We start from the raw sequence: 17,504 nt of genomic DNA, 5'->3' as shown, positions 1-17,504 counted from the left end.
AAAGAATGAACCTGCATAAGTGCAATCGTTCATTCTTTTCACATGAAGATATTCATATTGTCGATGTGGGATTCTCATATGGAGATGGGCAGGAGCGTGGTGACGGAGAAACCATGCGTACTGTCGACAATAATTTTCCCGTTGATTGCGGCAGTCCGCTCCTCCATCCCAATAAAGCCGAGCCCCTTCTTGATTGTCTTTGTTCCAGCGCCGTTATCCTTCACCTCGACCCTGACCAGCTTGTTTAATACCTTTAAGTCGATTGAAACGACGGTAGCCTGGGAATATTTCATGGCATTCGTGAGTGCCTCAGTGACATTCTCATGAATAATTTTCCACTGGATTGGCGAAATAATTCCTAAATTTCCTTCATACGTTAGCACCGTTTTGATGGGTTGTTTGGTATTAAAGTCATCGATCATCAGCTTCAAGCGGTGAATCCCTACTTGTTCCGTTGGGGGCTTCATATTTTTCAGCGTCAAGCGGATATTTTCGATGCCATCCTTTGAGATATTGATCGCATTTTGCAGCAGCTCAGCTGCCTTAGGTGGATCGGTTTCGATAAGTCGTTTGGCGGCTTCCATTTGAAAAAGGGCCCCAGTCATCGAGTGGCCGATTTTATCATGAATCTCTTGTGAAATTCGATTTCGTTCCTCTAATTTGAAGGTATATTCCGACTGCCTAATGTACTCGGTATTTTCATTTACGTGTTTGGTTAATTTCTGCATCGCCTTTCGCATTGAATCGATCTGCGCTTCATCCTTCACCAGCATCTTATTAAAGCTTGCGGTGACAGAATAGAGCATAAAGCAAAAGATGGCCACTAATCCGTACAACGGCTGAAACGATTCTTGTATATAAAGAATCGGGGCGATGGAAAGAAGCAGAACGGGAACTTTTTTTTCAAAAAATCCTGAGGCCAATTCTACTATCGATAATGGCAATGAGATACCAAATATTGGATGAACCATCAGACAGGCTACAATAGAAATGCCTATTGAGATGACGAGCAGAATTCGTTTGACAATGGTCTGATTAAATAGATAGAGCGTGATATTGACACAGAAATAGCCAAGAAAGGTAAGAATCACTAAGGCGAAATGATCGATCTCCACCCGAACAAAATAAAAAGCAAGATAAAGTAAGAGTACTAGCTTTGTGCCAATCATCCAAAACTCCATCTTATTCCACTTTCCCCTTCAGGTAGAAGATTGCGATCTGGGTGCGGTGCTCAAGCCCAGTCTTATTTAAGATGGAAGTAATATAATTGGCCACCGTCCCTTCGGAAATAAACAATTGTTTCGATATCGCTTTATTGGAGAACCCCTTTGCAATCAGAGACATGATGTCTCGTTCTCTTTCGGTAAATTGGCTGAGGTCCATTTGCATCTCTGCTTCCTTTTTTTCCGTAAGATTCGACTTTATTTTTTCTAAAATCACATCCTGAATGATGCTGTTTCCATTATAAACACTCTTTATGGCATCACGAATTTGTTCAGGGTCATTATTTTTCAATAAATAGCCCTTCGCCCCGTTTTTGATCGCATCGAGAATATATTCATCATCATCAAAGGTGGTCAAGATGAGGGGCTTTGTGCTGGTTTGCTCGGTAATCAATTTCGCCGCCTCAACCCCATTCATATTGGGCATGCGTACATCCAGTAGGGCTACATCGACTGAATTTTCCAAGCAATAGTCCACTGCCTCTTTTCCATCATTCACCGTATCAAGTACGTCAAACTCTGCATATGTATGGAGGATAATTTTCAAACCTTCGCGAATAAAGGAGTTGTCATCCGCAATGATGACCTTTATTTTCATATGTCCCTGACCCCCTTCCTCATTTTCACTGCTTTACCCGCTATTATAGCAAGAAAAAGGGCTGCCGGCATCATCCTACTAATCATCTATCCAGATTCTTTGTATATCGACAATTTGGGAAATGACTGTATCAAAAAATTTTATTTTCTACAAAGAAATCTGAAATCCTTCAATATCTCCTGGGAAATTTTTTATTTTTCGACAAATACGATTGAAAGTAGATTAAGTGAAAAAGAGCAGTGAGATTGATCTCACTGCTCTACTATTCTTTAGTTGGTTAGAGCCCGCCTTATGCTAGCACGGCGGAAAGGCTTTTTGCTACTTCTGCCACTTTTGCTAAACCTTCTGCAATAATGGTTTCAGCTTGTGCTGGGTTAGCATTGTGACCTTCGATGATGACTTCATTAACGATTTGCATACCGAAAACGCCGCCAAATACATTTTTCATATAAGTTGCCGCCATTTCCATTGGGGCTGCTTCTGGTGTGGAATAAATGCCGCCGCGTGCACTAAGAATAACAGCCTTTTTATCAGTCATTAAGCTGACTAATTGGCCATTTTCATCGTATTTGAAGGCAAAACCTGATGCATATACATAGTCAACAAATGTTTGTAATTTAGCTGGGATGGTTAAGTTCCACAATGGGAAGGCAAATACAACGACATCTGCCGCTGATAGAGCATCCATAGCTTTTTGCTTTGCTGCTAAAATACGGTGTTCAACATCCGTTAACTCTTCGCCAGACTGCATTTTTCCAAAAGCATTGAATAAATCCTGGCCAAAGTAAGGCATATCCTCTGCAAATACATCGTAAGTCGTAACGTTCACACCTTCTACGTTCTCCATGAAGGTCTCATACATTTTACTAGACACAGCTTGAGAAGCTGGACGGTTATTTGCTTTTACTACTAATATGTTCATTTATATTGATCTCCCTTAGTTATCTTGATTGTGATTATCTCAAATTCATACTATATGATTTTAAAAATCAGGTCAACCAAAACACTCTGGTAACAGTGGAAGGTATTTCCCTGTATGTAAATGGAGCAGAGAGATTTCTCTCTGCCCCAAATACGTGCCGTATAGGGTAAATATAAGTAATACATGCTTTAACCCTGCACAAATAAAAACTATTCTTTTGCATCAACTTCAACAGCTGTTTCTTCTGCAACTACTTCATTAGTTGTATCTTCTTTAGTTGTTTCATCATCGGTTACAACTGCATCATTGGTATCTACAGTCATAGCTTGTACAGCTGAATTTGCAGCAGCATTATCTTTTGCTTGAACGCTTGCTTTTAAACTAGCTTGAGCATTTGCTTTGTTTGCTGCAGATGGGTTTACTTCTTCAGTTTCAACTTCATCTTGTACTGTTGCTTCTGTGGATTCATCATTTACGGCCTCAACTGATTCATCCGTTCCAGCTTCAACAGTAACATCTTCTGAAACAACTGCCGCAGCATCTCCCTCAGATTCAGTAGTTGCAATTGTTCCAACCGCTGTATTGTCTTCCTCAACAACTTCAGCTGTTTCCTCAGATCTTTCTTCTGTAACTACGTTTTCCGTAACTTCTCCAGCATGAACAGCCACATTTGCAGCAGCGTGTGCTTTAGCATTGTCACTTGCATGCTCGTATGCTTGAGATTTTATTTTATTAGCATATGAAGGATTCACCTTTTCATCTTTGTCTGTGTCATTTTCTTCTTCATCTGAATTTGATTCATCATCATCTTTCGTATTCACGATCCCTTCACGATCATGAACGAATTTTTTAGAATCAGAATCTTGGTCAGCATCATTTTCATCCACAGTAGCTTCAACTGAATCAGCCTCAACTTCTGTGTTTTTTTCATCTTCTTTAACAGCTGCTTTATCTTCTTCAGCCTTAGCAGCCTCATCAGCATCCACTTCGGTTTCAGTACCTTGGTCATCCGTTGTAACGTCCATATTAACGTCAACGTTCTCCTCTACTGCAGGCTCTTGTACCGGAGTTACTTCAGTTATTTCAGTTTCTTCCACATCTACGGTTGGTTCTGAGACCGAAGTTGTTTCCGCAGCCACATCTTCAGCCTTTCCAATCTTTCCAAGGACGGCTGAATTTGGATTAGCGTGCAACTTTGCATTTTCACTTGCATGCACACTTGCTTGTGATTTGGCTGCTTGTTCCACTTTTGGCTGTTCCTTTACTACTTGCTCCGCTGGTTTTGCAGGAACTACAGGTTTTGCAGCTGGTACTTGCTGTTCTTTTCCATTAGCCTTTACTGGATTTTCCCCTTTTACTTGAACAGAGTGTTCTACTTTCACCTTATCAGGTCCTGCCGCTTCAGTAAAATGAGCACCTGCAAAAACGCCAATGGATACTGCTCCAGTTAATACAAGAGATTTCATCATTTTATTCGTGTTTATATAATGTTTCATTTTAATATTCGCTCCTTTAATTTTCGTGTTCCGTGGCGATTAGCTGCGGTTTACGGTTTTTAAAAAAGGAGCATCTTGCGGCGGAGGCGAAGGTGGAGCATTCACCCATTGAGAATTCATAAAGGCATAGCGAGAAAGGTATGGTTGGACAAGCTTCATTTCAACGTACTTATTCCATTCAAACCACTTATCTGAAAAGCTAATGGAGCTTACTCCTGTGCTGACTCGATCATTTGACGGACTGCTCGAATTGTTTGACCGTTGTACAGTGTTAATGGCTGGCCTCTCTTCCTGACCGGAAGGGGGCTTCTCCTTTTTTACAGGCACTGGCAACCGCGGTTCAAAGCCCGCCGCTTTTTTGGTGTTTACGGTGTGGGAATCCTCCCCATGGGGTTGGAAGCGAGGAACCGATTTTGTCGATTCTACTTTATCTTTTACCGTAATCTCAACGAAAGGTTCAGTCTCATCATCAATAAACCCGTTTTCCTTTTCCTGAGCGACAGACTTTTTCTCTTGCCCAGGCGGATTAACGATTTTCTCAGTATTTTTTGTTTCTGACAACCCATATCCGTTCCCCTTGGCCCGATCCGGCAAAGTTTTTACCGTTTCATTAGCTGCTTGAATGGGAACCGCTCGTTTGAGAGCGCCCTTAGAAGGCGGCTGTTTTACTGCGCTTTGACTTTTACCAGCGGATTCAGGGATCGTCACGGGTTTTCCCACGGGATTTGCATTTTCAACCTTAATTGGAACATTAGTCTGTTTTACCGGCCCGTGCTCCATTAATTCAGAAGTTTGCACCATTTCTTTATGGGAATTTACCTGTCCATTAGGTTCACCCTTTTCGGCGAATGTGTGGCCTGGTGAAAACAGGGCTGCTCCCACCATTAGGGCTGGTATAAGAAAATCACGGAAGTGCATCTTCTCACCCCCTTTCCTCTTTACGTCACTTTCATGAAAAGCATTCGAGTCAAATAAACAATTTTTGTCCGTTTTCTCCATCAATCGCTAGAAACGATTCTTTTCGCCTATAACGAGTGTATCTAATTTCCTGTTTCTCATTGAGAGTAAGAAGTTTTTGTCATAAAAAAGCGAAATAAGGAATAGATATAAATCACTTAATTTTTTAAAAAAATGGATGGTGATATAAAAATGGAAATGAATGAAGTGCTATACGAGGGTAAGCTTTACGCGGTGATCTATAAGTATACCTCAGGTTATTTGGAAATTCGGGAGAAGAGCAATAGATTTCATATCGAATTAGTTCACGAATCTGATGTACAAAACGTGTCTGAACGGCCGTATGTTCATGAAGTGTAGGTTCCAGGGGCAAAGGTGCCTGCACGGTACTAGTAATTTTAAAAAAGAGGCTGTTCCCCACCGGAACTGGCCTCTCCCTTCAACTGATTTTCTCATGATCTAAAATTCCATCCATATTCGACAAACTTCCAGCCGTGCTGGGCGCGGGCAGGCTTGGGAACCGGATCGTAAAGGCCGTCCCCTGCCCTAGATGGCTTTCTACCGAAATGACTCCTTTCATGGCGTGAATAAGTTGAAAGGAAATGGTTAATCCCACACCGGTCCCCTTTTCTTTTGTTGTATAAAAAGGCGTCCCTAATCTAGCTAGCTGGCTCTTGGTCATCCCTTTGCCACTGTCAATGATCTGGATAACAATCTCTCCGCCCTCTTCAAAGGTATCAACATGAAGATCCCCACCCGTCTCCAATGCTTCAATGCCATTTTTGATAATATTGACTAAAACCTGTTTCACTTCACCTTTATTTCCTTTTATGTAAAGCCCATCTTGCACATTCATTTGAATGGAAATATTTTGGATATTTGAATAAGAAGTCATAAGTGCGACCGTCTTCTTCACCTCTTCAGAAATATGGACAATCGTCAAACCTTCCGTGTTCGGTTTGGCTAGGGACAGGTAATCATTGATGATGGATTGCGCATGGTCTAGTTCCGTTATAGCAATCTCAATATACTGTTTCTGTTCATTTTTTAAATTCTCGTCTTCTTGCATTAACTGTAAGAAGCCACGAACAGAGGTTAACGGATTTCTGACTTCATGGGCAACCGAAGCGGACAGCTGACTAATTACATTTAATCGTTCATCTTTTTGTAATCTCTCCCGCATTTCAGCCTGCTGATTGACATTTTCCATGATAAAAACAACCATCACCAAGCAAATCCATGTAATAAAATAAAACCCAAACATAAAGGGAATTTGCGCCAATTGATTCTTTGTCAGTAGCGTGAGGATGACAATGATCGTGTTAGCCCAGAACACCAAACTAACAAACATCAACTTATTTTTCTTTTTAAAAAGCTCATATTGATCTTGCATCAAAATGAAAATGATGCAAGAAAGCGAATAATTGATCAAAACGATATAAAAGCCATCTCCGCCAATGAAATAACGGTATCCTAAAAGAACCGCCGCACTCAGTAAACCTGGAAAGGTTCCACCATACACAAATGCAATAATAAAGGGGACAATTCTGAAATCATATATATACCCCGAAGAAAACTTCACTGGGAATGACATCGCAAGTACTAGAATCATAATCAGGATGAAGGAAAGTTTTGATAGAGGTTTTCTCCGCTCACTGTCTTGTTCATGAAAAAATAAATGATAGACGGAGATGGGCAAGAGGACACTTACGACTTGGTATAAAAGAATGTCAACATCTAGATTCATAGAAAAACTCCTTGGCTTTATGATCAATCAAGGTAAACTATCCCATTCATGCTTATTCTATTATAAAAAATTATTTAAATCATGTAAATTTTAAAAATAGTAAGGCAGTGAGGCAGGGGACAGTTCTTGCGCTTCACAGAGTACCAGGAAATGATGCAGGAGAACCGTCCCTTGCTTCGCCTTGCTTTATATGCTTTTTTCACCTTTCACACCATTGATGGAGTAGCTTACGGTGATTTCTGCGCTTAAGGAATGGGACACGGAACAATATTTATCCTTTGATAGTTGGATGGCTCGGATCACCTTATCTTCCGGCAAGTCTCCGTCGAATGCATAATGAATGGTAATGGCAGTGAACCGCTTTGGATGATCTTCGGCACGTTCACCTGTAACATCCATTTGGAAGGAAGATGGCTCAAGGCGCATTTTATGCAAAATGGAGATGATGTCCATTCCTGTACAACCCGCAACCGCCTGTAATAGTAATTCTGTCGGTCTTGGGCCGCCGTTCTCTCCCCCTACTTCTGATGCTGCATCCATGTTAAATTCATGGCCGGATGGAGTGACACCCCCAAATGCCATTTTCCCTTTCCAGTTAATTGTAAAATCCATTTTCAACCCCCTTTCATTTTTTATCATAACCAATTGAATCCGACCTTATTTTTTCTCACTAATAAAATCCTTGTCATTTCAAATATAGTATACTATGATTAATTTTAGTATATTATCTACATATTGTTAATTTTTTCGAAAATAAAACTATATATTGTATTTACCTTAGGAAAAGATGCCGCTAGCGGCTTAAAAGGGAATCCGGTGTGAATCCGGAGCTGCCCCCGCAACTGTAAATGCTGACGAAATGAGCAAACCACTGTATGAGAGAGTTTATGAACATAGACGCTTATATGGGAAGGGCTCAGAAGTAGGATGAAGCATAAGTCAGGAGACCTGTCTTTCTTAAGTAGTTTCACCTCTTCGGGGACTTAAGAGGATGAACGGTGGCAGCACAAGGCAGCTTTTATTTTTCCTTTTGTGTAGTGTTCCGTTTCATCCGCTCAGGATTTCCCGAGCGGATTTTTTTATTGAAGGAGATAGATTATGACCACCAAGGTAAATGATGAAATGCAACTGGTACTAGATTGTATCAAACAAGCTTCAGAGAAATACCAATTAGATACGAAGGTACTTGAAAAACAAATCAGTGGATGGGATGCGGCAGGCGCCTGCCAGCAAGCGCTTCTCTATGCTGTCAATCAGATTGCAATGGACCAGCCAGATTGGACGTTTGTCGCGGCCCACTTATATTTGAATGAATTATACCAACAGGCGGCAACGAATCGCGGTTATGAGCGCCAGCTGAAATACGGGGATTTTTTTCACCTCATTAAACAATTAACGGAAATCGGCATATATTCTACCCATCTACTAGGCAGTTATACAAAAAGGGAAATCGATGAATTTGCGAAAGAGATCGACGCTGAGCGGGATGGCCTTTTTACCTACATCGGTTTATTTTTACTGGCGGACCGCTACCTTGCCCACGATCATGAGCGAAAGGTGTATGAGTTGCCACAAGAGCGATTTATGATCATTGCGATGACTATCATGCAAAATGAACATCCATCTAAACGGTCCCACCTAGTAAAAGAAGCCTATTGGGCACTTAGCAATCTCTATATGACCGTTGCCACACCAACACTCGCGAATGCCGGCAAACGTTTCGGCCAGCTTTCCTCCTGTTTTATCGATACGGTCGACGATTCGCTCGACAGCATTTATTTAAATAACTGGGATATTGCCCGGTTAAGTAAAGATGGTGGCGGAATTGGGCTCTATTACGGAAAGGTCCGTGCCCTCGGCTCCGATATTAAAAAATTCAAGGGCAACTCTTCGGGGGTTGTGCCGTGGATTAAGCTTGTCAATGATACAGCTGTCAGCGTCGATCAGCTGGGGCAGCGCCAAGGCGCCATTGCTGTGTACTTGGATGTTTTTCATAAAGATATCATGAACGGGTTTCTTGATTTGAAAACGAATAATGGCGATGAACGCCGCAAAGCCCATGATATTTTTACCGGCGTGGCCATCCCCGATCTGTTTATGAAAAAACTGCAGGAAACTGACGAGAATGGCAGAAGTATCGGCGAGTGGCACACGTTTTGCCCGCATCAGGTGAAGCAGTGCATGGGCTGGAAGGATGAAAACGGGGTGCCCCTTGGACTCGAGGATTTTTATGATGAAACCGACTATCTTTATTTTTCCAAAAAGTATGAAGAAGCTGCAGCACACCCGCTCCTGCCCCGAAAAACGTACAGGGCAATGGATATCATGGCGCGGATTATGGTGTCACAGTTGGAAACCGGTACTCCCTATATGTTCTACCGAGATGAAGTGAACCGACAAAATCCGAATAAGCATCTTTCCGGCGCTGGGCGTACCTCGATTTACTGCAGCAACCTCTGCACGGAAATTACACAAAATATGTCGGCCACAACAATTATCAACGAGTATCAAGATGAGGAAGGAAACATTGTCATCGTTCGCAGGCCTGGTGATTTCGTGGTTTGCAATCTATCTTCTATTAATCTTGCAAAGGCGATTCCGGCCGGGGTGTTAGAACGATTAATCCGCATTCAAGTAAGAATGCTGGATAACGTCATCGATTTCAATACGATTTCGGTGGGACAGGCACAGGTAACCAATCAAAAGTTCAGAGCCATCGGTCTCGGAACATTCGGCTGGCATCATCTACTTGCCCTAAAAGGCATTCACTGGGAGTCAGAAGCTGCGGTTGAATTTGCCGACCAACTGTATGAGGATATTGCCTACTACACCATTCGTACCTCTAAGGAATTGGCGGTTGAAAAAGGAGTCTATCGTGCGTTTGAAGGCTCCGAGTGGCAAACGGGTGCCTATTTTTCGCGGAAAGAATATCGTTCTGACCGGTGGCTGGAGTTAGCAACGGACATGGCTGAACACGGGATCCGCAATGGCTGGTTAATGGCTGTTGCACCTAACTCTTCTACAGCGAAAATCGGCGGCTCTACGGATGGAATTGACCCGATTTATTCCGTTGAATATGCGGAGGAGAAGAAAAATTTTAAATTCAAAGTCACTGCACCAGATTTAACGCATCGAACCTATCCCTATTACCGCCGGGCGCGACATGAATTGGATCAGGTATGGAGCATTAAACAAAATGCCGCCCGCCAGCGCCACATTGACCAGGGGATCAGCTTTAATCTGTATGTCCGCCATGATATTAAAGCAAGGGATTTATTAAACTTACATATGGAAGCTTGGCGGCATGGACTAAAGACTACGTATTACGTTAGAAGCACATCGCAAGCAGAAATTACCGAATGTGAGGCGTGTCAAAGTTAGATGGGGCTGTATTCGTAAAAAAGTCGGAGTTAATCTGATCTATCAGCGATTTTTGTCCGTTTATCAGCGCATTTAAAAATACAACAAACTTTTATAAAAGAGCCCATAATGAACAAGGAGGTTTTTTCAAATGGATCCCCATGCACCATTAGCAAAAATAAAACTATTAAACCCACAGTTTCCTAATAAATCAACCGGAATCATCAACGGCGAGTCTTCCGGTCTGCTTAACTGGAATGATATCGCCTATCCGCAGATGTACGGCTTTTATCAAACCCTATTGGGCAATTTTTGGAAGGCCCAAGAGATCAATATGCAGGATGACATTAAACAATGGGATACACTCAGTGCAATAGAAAAGGATGTTTTTCTAAGAATTAACACCCAGCTGGCATCGCTCGACAGTTTGCAGACACCAACGATGATGCAGGTGATGGATTATGTGACGGATTCCAGCTTTAAAGCGATCATTGCCGTCATTGCCCAGCAGGAGGCGGTGCATACTGAATCGTATTCATACATTCTTAGCTCCCTTGTCTCTTTAAGCGAGCAGAATGCTCGGTTCAATCAAGCAAAAAGTGACCCGATCGTGCAGAAGCGGAATCACTTGATCCTACAGGCATATGAGTGTTTCCGCGAGAATCCGACGCCCCAGCATTTGTTTCAGTTGGCGGTGAACTCGATTAATCTTGAGGGGATTTATTTTTATGCAGGTTTTGCCTTTTTCTATCATCTTGCCCGCCAGCAGAAAATGCTGAAAACGAGCACGATGATTAGCTATATTCAACGGGATGAAATGCAGCACGCCTATTTCATTGCTCAATTTATCCGGATACTGCTGACCGAGAATCCGGAATTGAATCATCCGGAAAATATCCAGTATATCTATCAAACCATTGAACAAGCTGTCGAATTAGAAAAGGAATGGGCCGCCTTTATTCTCAGAGATATTACGGGGATTGATTTGGACGAATATAATGGCTACACGGAATACTTGGCAAATAAGCGTTTGCGCCAGCTTGGATTAGCGAATTTATATGAAGACCGCAGCAATCCGATGCCATGGATTCATGTGTTTAGCGATGAAATGATGAACGGCACCAAGTCGGATTTCTTTGAGCAAAAATCACGGACCTATGCGAAGGTATCACAATCGAACGGATTCGATGAACTATGAAACTAGCCATCGTGTATACCTCGAAAACAGGGAATACAGAAGATCTAGTCCAGTTCATAAGAGATTTATTTTTAGAGAAAAGGATCATGGCGGAACTTTTTCGGATTGAGGATTTCCCTGTAGTGAAGCTTTTTACCTTTGATGCGGTCATTATTGGTACCTACACATGGGGTGATGGGGAGATTCCAGTTGAAATGCTCGCGCTTTACCGCGTATTTGAAACCGAGGAGGTAGACCATATCGTGACCGGTATAGTCGGAAGCGGGGATAGCTTTTACCCTCAATTTTGCGGTGCAGTCGATGCTTTCAGGGACATGCTCTATGTTCAAAGTCGCTTGGCGGCCACCCTGAAAATTGAAGTCGCCATACAAGTGGCAGACCAAGAACGCTGCAGTAGATTTGTTAATATCATTTGGAATAAAATTGAAAATGGTGCCTGACACCAAATGAAAGGAAAAAAGCATTCCGCAAAAAATAGGACTTTTTTGTGGGATGCTTTAGCTTGATGTATGTAGGTTATGGTTTTTCATAGGTATTATGCTTGTTGTTCCTTTTGATTTAAAAAGGCTTGAATGGCTTGAATGGATAATCCCAATTCTTTTGCTTCTAAAATGAGCCTCAACCATTCTTCGTCAATGTCCATCATTTCCTTGTCTACCGTTAACATTCTTATCACCCCTAAAATACAATCGTATTCCAGGTAACCCGGCCATCATAGCAAGCAACCACCTGCCTTAGATCCGCGGCTTTGCGTCCCCTTTTTTCAAAAGGTTTGCCTTTTTCTGCCCCTAATCCCAATGAAACGACACCATCTTATCATTTCTGCTCAAACCCCATAGGGCCATATACTCACTCTTGAGTGTTATATTTATTATACCTAGTCCCAATTAATCATTTTGTTACATTTTGTCGATATGCTTCATTTCTTCCATTCTTTTATTTTTACATATTTCTACAAAAAAACAGATTCCCCCCCATACCCAAACAGTAAAAACGGAACAGTGAATATGGCGTCGAAGAATTCACTCTTTATAACGAACAACTACATCGAGTATAAAACAAAATACCGTATTAGAAAAACCCAGTAAACAGGCATTTTTGCCCAAATAAATACAATTATTGTTCTTTTTATCGCCTTTTCTACCGTTTTCTCATAATTTGCACTTTTCTAATAACCAGCTGATCATTATATCAAATAGGATCCTCGAATTAAAATTTGTATTTTTTCTATCATTTTTCCTATATTTTTGCTAATCTACTAAATGAACGTGGTACGAAACGACTACCACTGCACATGCACAACGCGATTCAAATTCAAAATAGGCACTCGAAGAAGCAATGACTTTAGTAGGCAAATTCAAGCGACTTAAAATAATGGAGGAAAAAAATAGATTCAATCACTTATGGGGGGTTTTTCGAGAACCAAACTACATGCCTTTGTATTAGTGAATGATTTTGCTAATGAGCATCTAATAAAGTATAAAGAGCATCAAGTATAGAATAAACAGTGGCTACGCCGATAACAGTGAATCTACCATGAAAGCCTATGGGAAAAATAAAGGAATATTGGGAATGAATGTAACGTAAACTTCCACAATTTTTTTGTATCCACACTTCCTTTTTTTTGCTATTCTATATGGTAGATGTAAAATAATTGTATATTTTTTGGAGGAATTGTCGAATGAGGACTGCTAAAAAAAAGAAAAGAAAGTGGCTAAGGGTAACAGGAATTATCTTGTTAGTTCTACTAGTTGCCGGTGGTGCCTATGCCTTCACCGTCTATAAATCTTTTAAAAATGCTGTAGATACGATGCACCAGCCAATTGAACGGAAACAATCCGAAAAACGCCAAGAACCAGTAAAGTTCAAGGAAAAAGACCCATTTTCTGTATTGATGTTAGGAGTCGATGAACGTAAAGGTGACAAAGGCCGTTCCGATACCATGATCGTATTAACGGTTAATCCGAACAACAATTCAGTCAAAATGCTCAGCATTCCACGTGACACCCGTACGGAAATCGTTGGAAAGGGAAAAGAAGATAAGATTAATCACGCCTATGCCTTTGGTGGGATTCCAATGTCAATGGATACGGTTGAAAACTTCCTTGATATTCCAATTGATTATTATATGCAGGTGAATATGGAAGGATTTAAGGATATCGTCAATGCGGTGGGCGGCATTACCGTCCAGAATGATTTAGACTTTACACAAGATGGATTCCATTTTACAAAAGGACCCTTAACACTAAATGGTGATAAGGCCTTAAGTTACACACGTATGCGATACGAAGACCCTAGAGGGGACTTTGGTCGTCAAACCAGACAGCGTCAAATCATTCAAGGGGTCATTCAAGAAGGAGCAAGTGTATCAAGCTTGACTAACTTCTCAGATATCTTCGCTGCCCTTGGCAAAAACGTAAAGACGAACCTAACGTTTGATCAACTAATGGACATTCAAAAGAATTACAAAGAAGCAGGCAAGAACATTCAGCAAATGGAAATAAAAGAACAAGGGACAAAGATTAATTCAATTTATTATGGATTAGTGTCACCCGAAGAGAAGCAAAGAGTCCAAAATGAATTAAAAGCACAATTAGAACTGAACTAAAGGTAGCAAAAGCTGAATGGATAATGGGTCCATTCGGCTTTTTCTATTAATAGGGAGAATTGGCAGTAAACATAAATCATTTCCGATAAATTCGAAAATCCAATTGAGCAACATTCCGTTTTACGATATATTGAATCTATACTATCAAAATATAATGAAAAGTCTAAAATTGACAAAGGAAATAATGTAATCAATCTCTGAGCTATTTTGAGGATGATTTGAATGGAGGCTTTTGCCAGGTCGAGTAATTTAATGAAGAATTAACCTACTATCCATTTTTAAGGAGCGAATGCCATGAAAACCGTGTATGACTTTCAAGTAAAAATGCCGAATGGTGAAGAAAAATCATTGCAAGAGTACGAGGGCAAACCATTAATTATCGTCAACACAGCCAGCAAATGCGGGTTTACTCCCCAATTTACAGGACTTCAAAAATTATATGATACCTATCATGAGCGCGGGTTGGAGATTTTAGGCTTCCCTTGTTCCCAGTTCAACAATCAGGAATTTGCTGAAATCGATAAAACAACTGAATTTTGCCAGATTAACTACGGGGTTACCTTTCCTATTTTTGCAAAGATTGACGTAAACGGCCCTTTTTCGGACCCCCTATTCAAGTATTTAAAGGAACAAAAGACGGGGCTTCTATCCCCTCGGATTAAATGGAACTTTACCAAATTCCTTGTCGACCGTAACGGCCAGGTAATCAAACGCTATGCGCCAACGGTGGATCCGAGTAGTATCGAGGCGGATTTAGTAAAGATATTGGCTTAAGCTTAACGAGCTTTCCTTCGCGGAAAGCTCGTTTTTTATTCCACTCCCTGCTTCAAAACGGATTATAAAACCGATTGCCGTCATGAAAGGTGATAGAAAGTGAAGCTCCCAAAATCAGAACGAATAGAATAATAGTAACAATATCTATTTTTTGAAAAGGACGAGCGCGGTACCAGGTGCGCCTTTTGTTTTTTCCAAAGCCGCGCAGTTCCATCGCATTACTGATGATTTCGATCTTATCAAGACTTGAAAGAATAAGCGGGATGATAATCGAGGCGGCATTTTTGATCCGCTTCGGTAGTTTTTCCTTACGCGACATATCCATTCCCCGTGCCTGCTGGGAAAGCGCAATCGTCCGAAAATCCCGTTGGATGTCGGGAATATAGCGTAACGCCAAAGCAACAGCATAGGAAATTCGGTAGCTGATTCCGACACGGTTTAACGATGCAGCAAATTCACTCGGGTTGGTGGTCACGATAAACAAGATCGCCGCCGGAATGACAGTGAAATATTTAAGCGTGACATTCATTTGGTAAAATAGCTGCTCTAGCGTAAGCGAATAGCGCCCGCCACCGATATCTACCAGCACATGGCTCGTACCATAAATTGCCACACCTTCTTGCGGTGAAAACACATAGATGGCTAGATTATTAATCATGAGAAAAGATAGTATAAATAGGAGGACAAAAGCTACTTCCTTCAGCTTTACCTTGGAAACGATAAACACTCCTACACTTAATAGAAGAAGAAAGACCAAAACACGCGTATCATAGGTGAGCATCGCAATTGTGGACCAAATTATAAAACAAATCAGCTTGGTGACACCTGTAAGTCGGTGAACCGGTGATTGCCGCTCAATATAGGAAAGCATCTCTACTGCCATTTCTGCCTCACCCCTCGATCATACGCAATAAATCGCCGGACAAACTCCTTCGGTTCACTGATTCCCGCTCGCTCCGCCAGTTTAAAAAGGGAGGTTTCCTTTAGGTTTGCCTGGTCGATCATCGCAGAATCGGCCAATACGTGAATCGCTGTGTCATCGGCTATTTTTCTCCCACCTGCCATTACAATCGCCCGCGGTGTGTATTCGAGCATGAGATGCATATCATGAGTAATCATGATGATTGTGATCCCATGACGGTTGAGTTCCACCAAGAATTCCATTATGTCAGTATAATGGCGAAAGTCCTGCCCTGCCGTCGGCTCATCGAGAATCAGCACCTCAGGTTCCAAAACTAAGATCGAGGCAATCGTCACCCGCTTTTTCTGGCCAAAGCTTAAAGCGGAAATTGGCCAGTTACGGAACGGATACAACCCGCAAATTTTCAGTGTCTTTAGGACGCGCGCTTTTATTTCGTCCTCCGGGATAGCGCGAATGAAAAGACCGAGTGCCACTTCATCATAGATCATCTGCTTTGAGATCATCTGATTCGGATTTTGCATCACCATACCAATCCGTGCTGCCCGTTCTTTAATCGTATCGCCGCTGCTATCCTGCCCGCGATAATAAATTCCTCCTGCGCTCGGCTTCTCAAAGCCACAGATTAATTTGGACAATGTCGATTTGCCGGCGCCATTTTTTCCCACTATGCTGACCATTTCCCCTTTTTCAATTGAAAAAGAAACATCATGAATCGCCCGTTGTCCCGGCTTGTAACAAAATGTAAGATTCTTCACTTCCAAGATAATTTCTTTTTTCTCCCTTGGCTCCAGGGGATTCACGTTTGTAAACCAATCTGCCAACTGGGTTTTGTATTTTTCGACTTGGAAGCTATCAAGATGGGCAGGCTTCATTTCCGGCGTGATCGCACACCCGGCATATTTGGCTGCTTTCACATATAAGGGCTCGCGGACAGAACACCGCTCCAACAGCGGTGAAGCCAATAATTCATCGGGGGTCATGTCACCGATAATCCTGCCATCATCTATGACAATGATGCGGTCAACTGAGCAATGTAAGACATCCTCTAGGCGGTGCTCAATCATCACGACTGTTTTGTTAGTTTTCTTTTGAATCTGGTCAATGAGTTCAATCGCATATTTTCCTGTTGCCGGATCAAGATTGGCAAGCGGTTCATCGAATAACAGTACCTCAACGTCATCGACCATGACACCCGCGAGCGAGACCCGTTGCTTTTGTCCCCCGGAAAGATGATGGAGGGAGGAATCCAAATACTCCTCCATTTCGACCATTTTCGCAACGTCTCCAACCTTTTCAAACATTTGTGGTTGTGGTGCACAATCATTTTCGAGCGCAAATGCGATATCTTCTGCAACCGTAAGACCAATGAATTGTCCATCAGGATCTTGGAGAACGGTCCCTACCTTTTTGGAAAGTGTGAAAATATCAAGGTCCATTGTATCCTCACCGTTAATTTTTAAGCTTCCGGACACTTTCCCTTTATAAGAAAAGGGAACAAGGCCATTGAGACAATGACCAAGTGTGCTTTTTCCAGACCCAGAAGGGCCGACAATCAGAACCTTTTCTCCTTGGTGTATCGTTAAATTGATCTCACACAAGGTTGGTGCCGTCTGACTGCTATATTGAAAACTATAATTCTCAAATTGAATAACTGGTATTTTCATAAAATTTCTCCTAGGGATTGTTGCTTTTTGGAATT

Annotated in this window: 16 protein-coding genes and 2 riboswitches; of the genes, 6 read left to right on the top strand and 10 right to left on the bottom strand. The window is 41.8% G+C overall.

Annotated features, from left to right (window positions below; genetic code table 11):
- Positions 1–74: 74 nt before the first annotated feature.
- From G6554_RS07730 to G6554_RS07710, 5 genes are all read right to left on the bottom strand, one after another.
- Positions 75–1,181 (bottom strand): sensor histidine kinase, encoded by a 1,107-nt coding sequence (locus G6554_RS07730; RefSeq protein WP_166240435.1) that lies wholly within the window; start codon positions 1,179–1,181, stop codon positions 75–77.
- 1 nt (position 1,182) lies between these two features.
- Positions 1,183–1,821, bottom strand: coding sequence for a response regulator (locus G6554_RS07725; RefSeq protein ID WP_166240433.1), 639 nt, complete (start codon positions 1,819–1,821; stop codon positions 1,183–1,185).
- 289 nt (positions 1,822–2,110) lie between these two features.
- A complete protein-coding gene (locus tag G6554_RS07720) occupies positions 2,111–2,743 on the bottom strand; it encodes an FMN-dependent NADH-azoreductase (protein ID WP_166240431.1) in 633 nt (210 codons plus the stop codon).
- A gap of 209 nt (positions 2,744–2,952) precedes the next feature.
- Positions 2,953–4,239: a hypothetical protein gene (locus G6554_RS07715; protein WP_166240429.1), complete on the bottom strand. Its 1,287-nt coding sequence runs from the start codon at positions 4,237–4,239 to the stop codon at positions 2,953–2,955.
- Positions 4,240–4,278: 39 nt separating this feature from the next.
- Positions 4,279–5,157, bottom strand: a complete 879-nt coding sequence (locus G6554_RS07710) for a hypothetical protein (RefSeq protein WP_166240427.1) — start codon at positions 5,155–5,157, stop codon at positions 4,279–4,281.
- A 231-nt stretch (positions 5,158–5,388) separates the two neighbouring features.
- Here G6554_RS07710 and G6554_RS07705 point away from each other — a divergent pair, with 231 nt between their 5' ends.
- Entirely contained in the window at positions 5,389–5,556 is a 168-nt protein-coding gene (locus G6554_RS07705; protein ID WP_166240425.1) for a hypothetical protein, read from the top strand.
- A 79-nt stretch (positions 5,557–5,635) separates the two neighbouring features.
- Here G6554_RS07705 and G6554_RS07700 read toward each other — a convergent pair whose 3' ends face one another.
- Both G6554_RS07700 and G6554_RS07695 read right to left on the bottom strand, forming a co-directional pair.
- Positions 5,636–6,943, bottom strand: coding sequence for an ATP-binding protein (locus G6554_RS07700; protein WP_166240423.1), 1,308 nt, complete (start codon positions 6,941–6,943; stop codon positions 5,636–5,638).
- 186 nt (positions 6,944–7,129) lie between these two features.
- Positions 7,130–7,555 (bottom strand): OsmC family protein, encoded by a 426-nt coding sequence (locus G6554_RS07695; protein WP_166240421.1) that lies wholly within the window; start codon positions 7,553–7,555, stop codon positions 7,130–7,132.
- 156 nt (positions 7,556–7,711) lie between these two features.
- Positions 7,712–7,912: riboswitch (cobalamin riboswitch) on the top strand.
- A gap of 129 nt (positions 7,913–8,041) precedes the next feature.
- Between G6554_RS07695 and G6554_RS07690 the strand changes: the two genes are divergently transcribed.
- The 3 genes from G6554_RS07690 to G6554_RS07680 all read left to right on the top strand — a co-directional run bounded on the left by G6554_RS07690 (position 8,042) and on the right by G6554_RS07680 (position 11,941).
- Positions 8,042–10,324, top strand: a complete 2,283-nt coding sequence (locus G6554_RS07690) for a ribonucleoside-diphosphate reductase subunit alpha (RefSeq protein WP_166240419.1) — start codon at positions 8,042–8,044, stop codon at positions 10,322–10,324.
- A gap of 130 nt (positions 10,325–10,454) precedes the next feature.
- Positions 10,455–11,501, top strand: coding sequence for a ribonucleotide-diphosphate reductase subunit beta (locus tag G6554_RS07685; RefSeq protein ID WP_166240416.1), 1,047 nt, complete (start codon positions 10,455–10,457; stop codon positions 11,499–11,501).
- Positions 11,498–11,941: a flavodoxin domain-containing protein gene (locus G6554_RS07680; protein WP_166240414.1), complete on the top strand. Its 444-nt coding sequence runs from the start codon at positions 11,498–11,500 to the stop codon at positions 11,939–11,941. Before G6554_RS07685 ends, G6554_RS07680 begins: the two co-directional genes overlap by 4 nt.
- Positions 11,942–12,036: 95 nt before the next feature.
- Here G6554_RS07680 and sinI read toward each other — a convergent pair whose 3' ends face one another.
- Positions 12,037–12,168: a DNA-binding anti-repressor SinI gene (gene sinI, locus G6554_RS07675; RefSeq protein ID WP_242637707.1), complete on the bottom strand. Its 132-nt coding sequence runs from the start codon at positions 12,166–12,168 to the stop codon at positions 12,037–12,039.
- A gap of 29 nt (positions 12,169–12,197) precedes the next feature.
- Positions 12,198–12,288, bottom strand: a riboswitch (cyclic di-GMP riboswitch).
- Positions 12,289–13,182: 894 nt separating this feature from the next.
- Here sinI and tagU point away from each other — a divergent pair.
- Entirely contained in the window at positions 13,183–14,109 is a 927-nt protein-coding gene (tagU, locus tag G6554_RS07670; RefSeq protein ID WP_166240412.1) for a polyisoprenyl-teichoic acid--peptidoglycan teichoic acid transferase TagU, read from the top strand.
- A 294-nt stretch (positions 14,110–14,403) separates the two neighbouring features.
- Positions 14,404–14,883: a glutathione peroxidase gene (locus G6554_RS07665; RefSeq protein ID WP_166240410.1), complete on the top strand. Its 480-nt coding sequence runs from the start codon at positions 14,404–14,406 to the stop codon at positions 14,881–14,883.
- A gap of 52 nt (positions 14,884–14,935) precedes the next feature.
- On the opposite strand, the gene G6554_RS07660 is transcribed toward G6554_RS07665, so the two are convergent.
- Together G6554_RS07660 and G6554_RS07655 are read right to left on the bottom strand one after the other, a co-directional pair.
- On the bottom strand, positions 14,936–15,766 hold the full coding sequence (locus G6554_RS07660; RefSeq protein WP_166240408.1) for an energy-coupling factor transporter transmembrane component T family protein: 831 nt from the start codon (positions 15,764–15,766) through the stop codon (positions 14,936–14,938).
- Positions 15,757–17,469, bottom strand: a complete 1,713-nt coding sequence (locus G6554_RS07655; RefSeq protein WP_166240406.1) for an ABC transporter ATP-binding protein — start codon at positions 17,467–17,469, stop codon at positions 15,757–15,759. Before G6554_RS07655 ends, G6554_RS07660 begins: the two co-directional genes overlap by 10 nt.
- Positions 17,470–17,504 lie beyond the last annotated feature (35 nt).

The organism is Bacillus sp. MM2020_4 (assembly GCF_011250555.1).
Lineage (GTDB): Bacteria > Bacillota > Bacilli > Bacillales > Cytobacillaceae > Neobacillus.
This window is presented reverse-complemented; position numbering and strand designations above follow the sequence as displayed.

Coding starts and splice junctions, on each gene's coding strand:
- G6554_RS07660 (WP_166240408.1), bottom strand. CDS start 15,766: ATGGCAGTAGAGATGCTTTCCTATATTGAGCGGCAATCACCGGTTCAC.
- G6554_RS07690 (WP_166240419.1), top strand. CDS start 8,042: ATGACCACCAAGGTAAATGATGAAATGCAACTGGTACTAGATTGTATC.
- tagU (WP_166240412.1), top strand. CDS start 13,183: ATGAGGACTGCTAAAAAAAAGAAAAGAAAGTGGCTAAGGGTAACAGGA.
- G6554_RS07655 (WP_166240406.1), bottom strand. CDS start 17,469: ATGAAAATACCAGTTATTCAATTTGAGAATTATAGTTTTCAATATAGC.
- G6554_RS07700 (WP_166240423.1), bottom strand. CDS start 6,943: ATGAATCTAGATGTTGACATTCTTTTATACCAAGTCGTAAGTGTCCTC.
- G6554_RS07705 (WP_166240425.1), top strand. CDS start 5,389: ATGGAAATGAATGAAGTGCTATACGAGGGTAAGCTTTACGCGGTGATC.
- sinI (WP_242637707.1), bottom strand. CDS start 12,168: ATGTTAACGGTAGACAAGGAAATGATGGACATTGACGAAGAATGGTTG.
- G6554_RS07715 (WP_166240429.1), bottom strand. CDS start 4,239: ATGAAACATTATATAAACACGAATAAAATGATGAAATCTCTTGTATTA.
- G6554_RS07680 (WP_166240414.1), top strand. CDS start 11,498: ATGAAACTAGCCATCGTGTATACCTCGAAAACAGGGAATACAGAAGAT.
- G6554_RS07720 (WP_166240431.1), bottom strand. CDS start 2,743: ATGAACATATTAGTAGTAAAAGCAAATAACCGTCCAGCTTCTCAAGCT.
- G6554_RS07710 (WP_166240427.1), bottom strand. CDS start 5,157: ATGCACTTCCGTGATTTTCTTATACCAGCCCTAATGGTGGGAGCAGCC.
- G6554_RS07730 (WP_166240435.1), bottom strand. CDS start 1,181: ATGGAGTTTTGGATGATTGGCACAAAGCTAGTACTCTTACTTTATCTT.
- G6554_RS07695 (WP_166240421.1), bottom strand. CDS start 7,555: ATGGATTTTACAATTAACTGGAAAGGGAAAATGGCATTTGGGGGTGTC.
- G6554_RS07665 (WP_166240410.1), top strand. CDS start 14,404: ATGAAAACCGTGTATGACTTTCAAGTAAAAATGCCGAATGGTGAAGAA.
- G6554_RS07685 (WP_166240416.1), top strand. CDS start 10,455: ATGGATCCCCATGCACCATTAGCAAAAATAAAACTATTAAACCCACAG.
- G6554_RS07725 (WP_166240433.1), bottom strand. CDS start 1,821: ATGAAAATAAAGGTCATCATTGCGGATGACAACTCCTTTATTCGCGAA.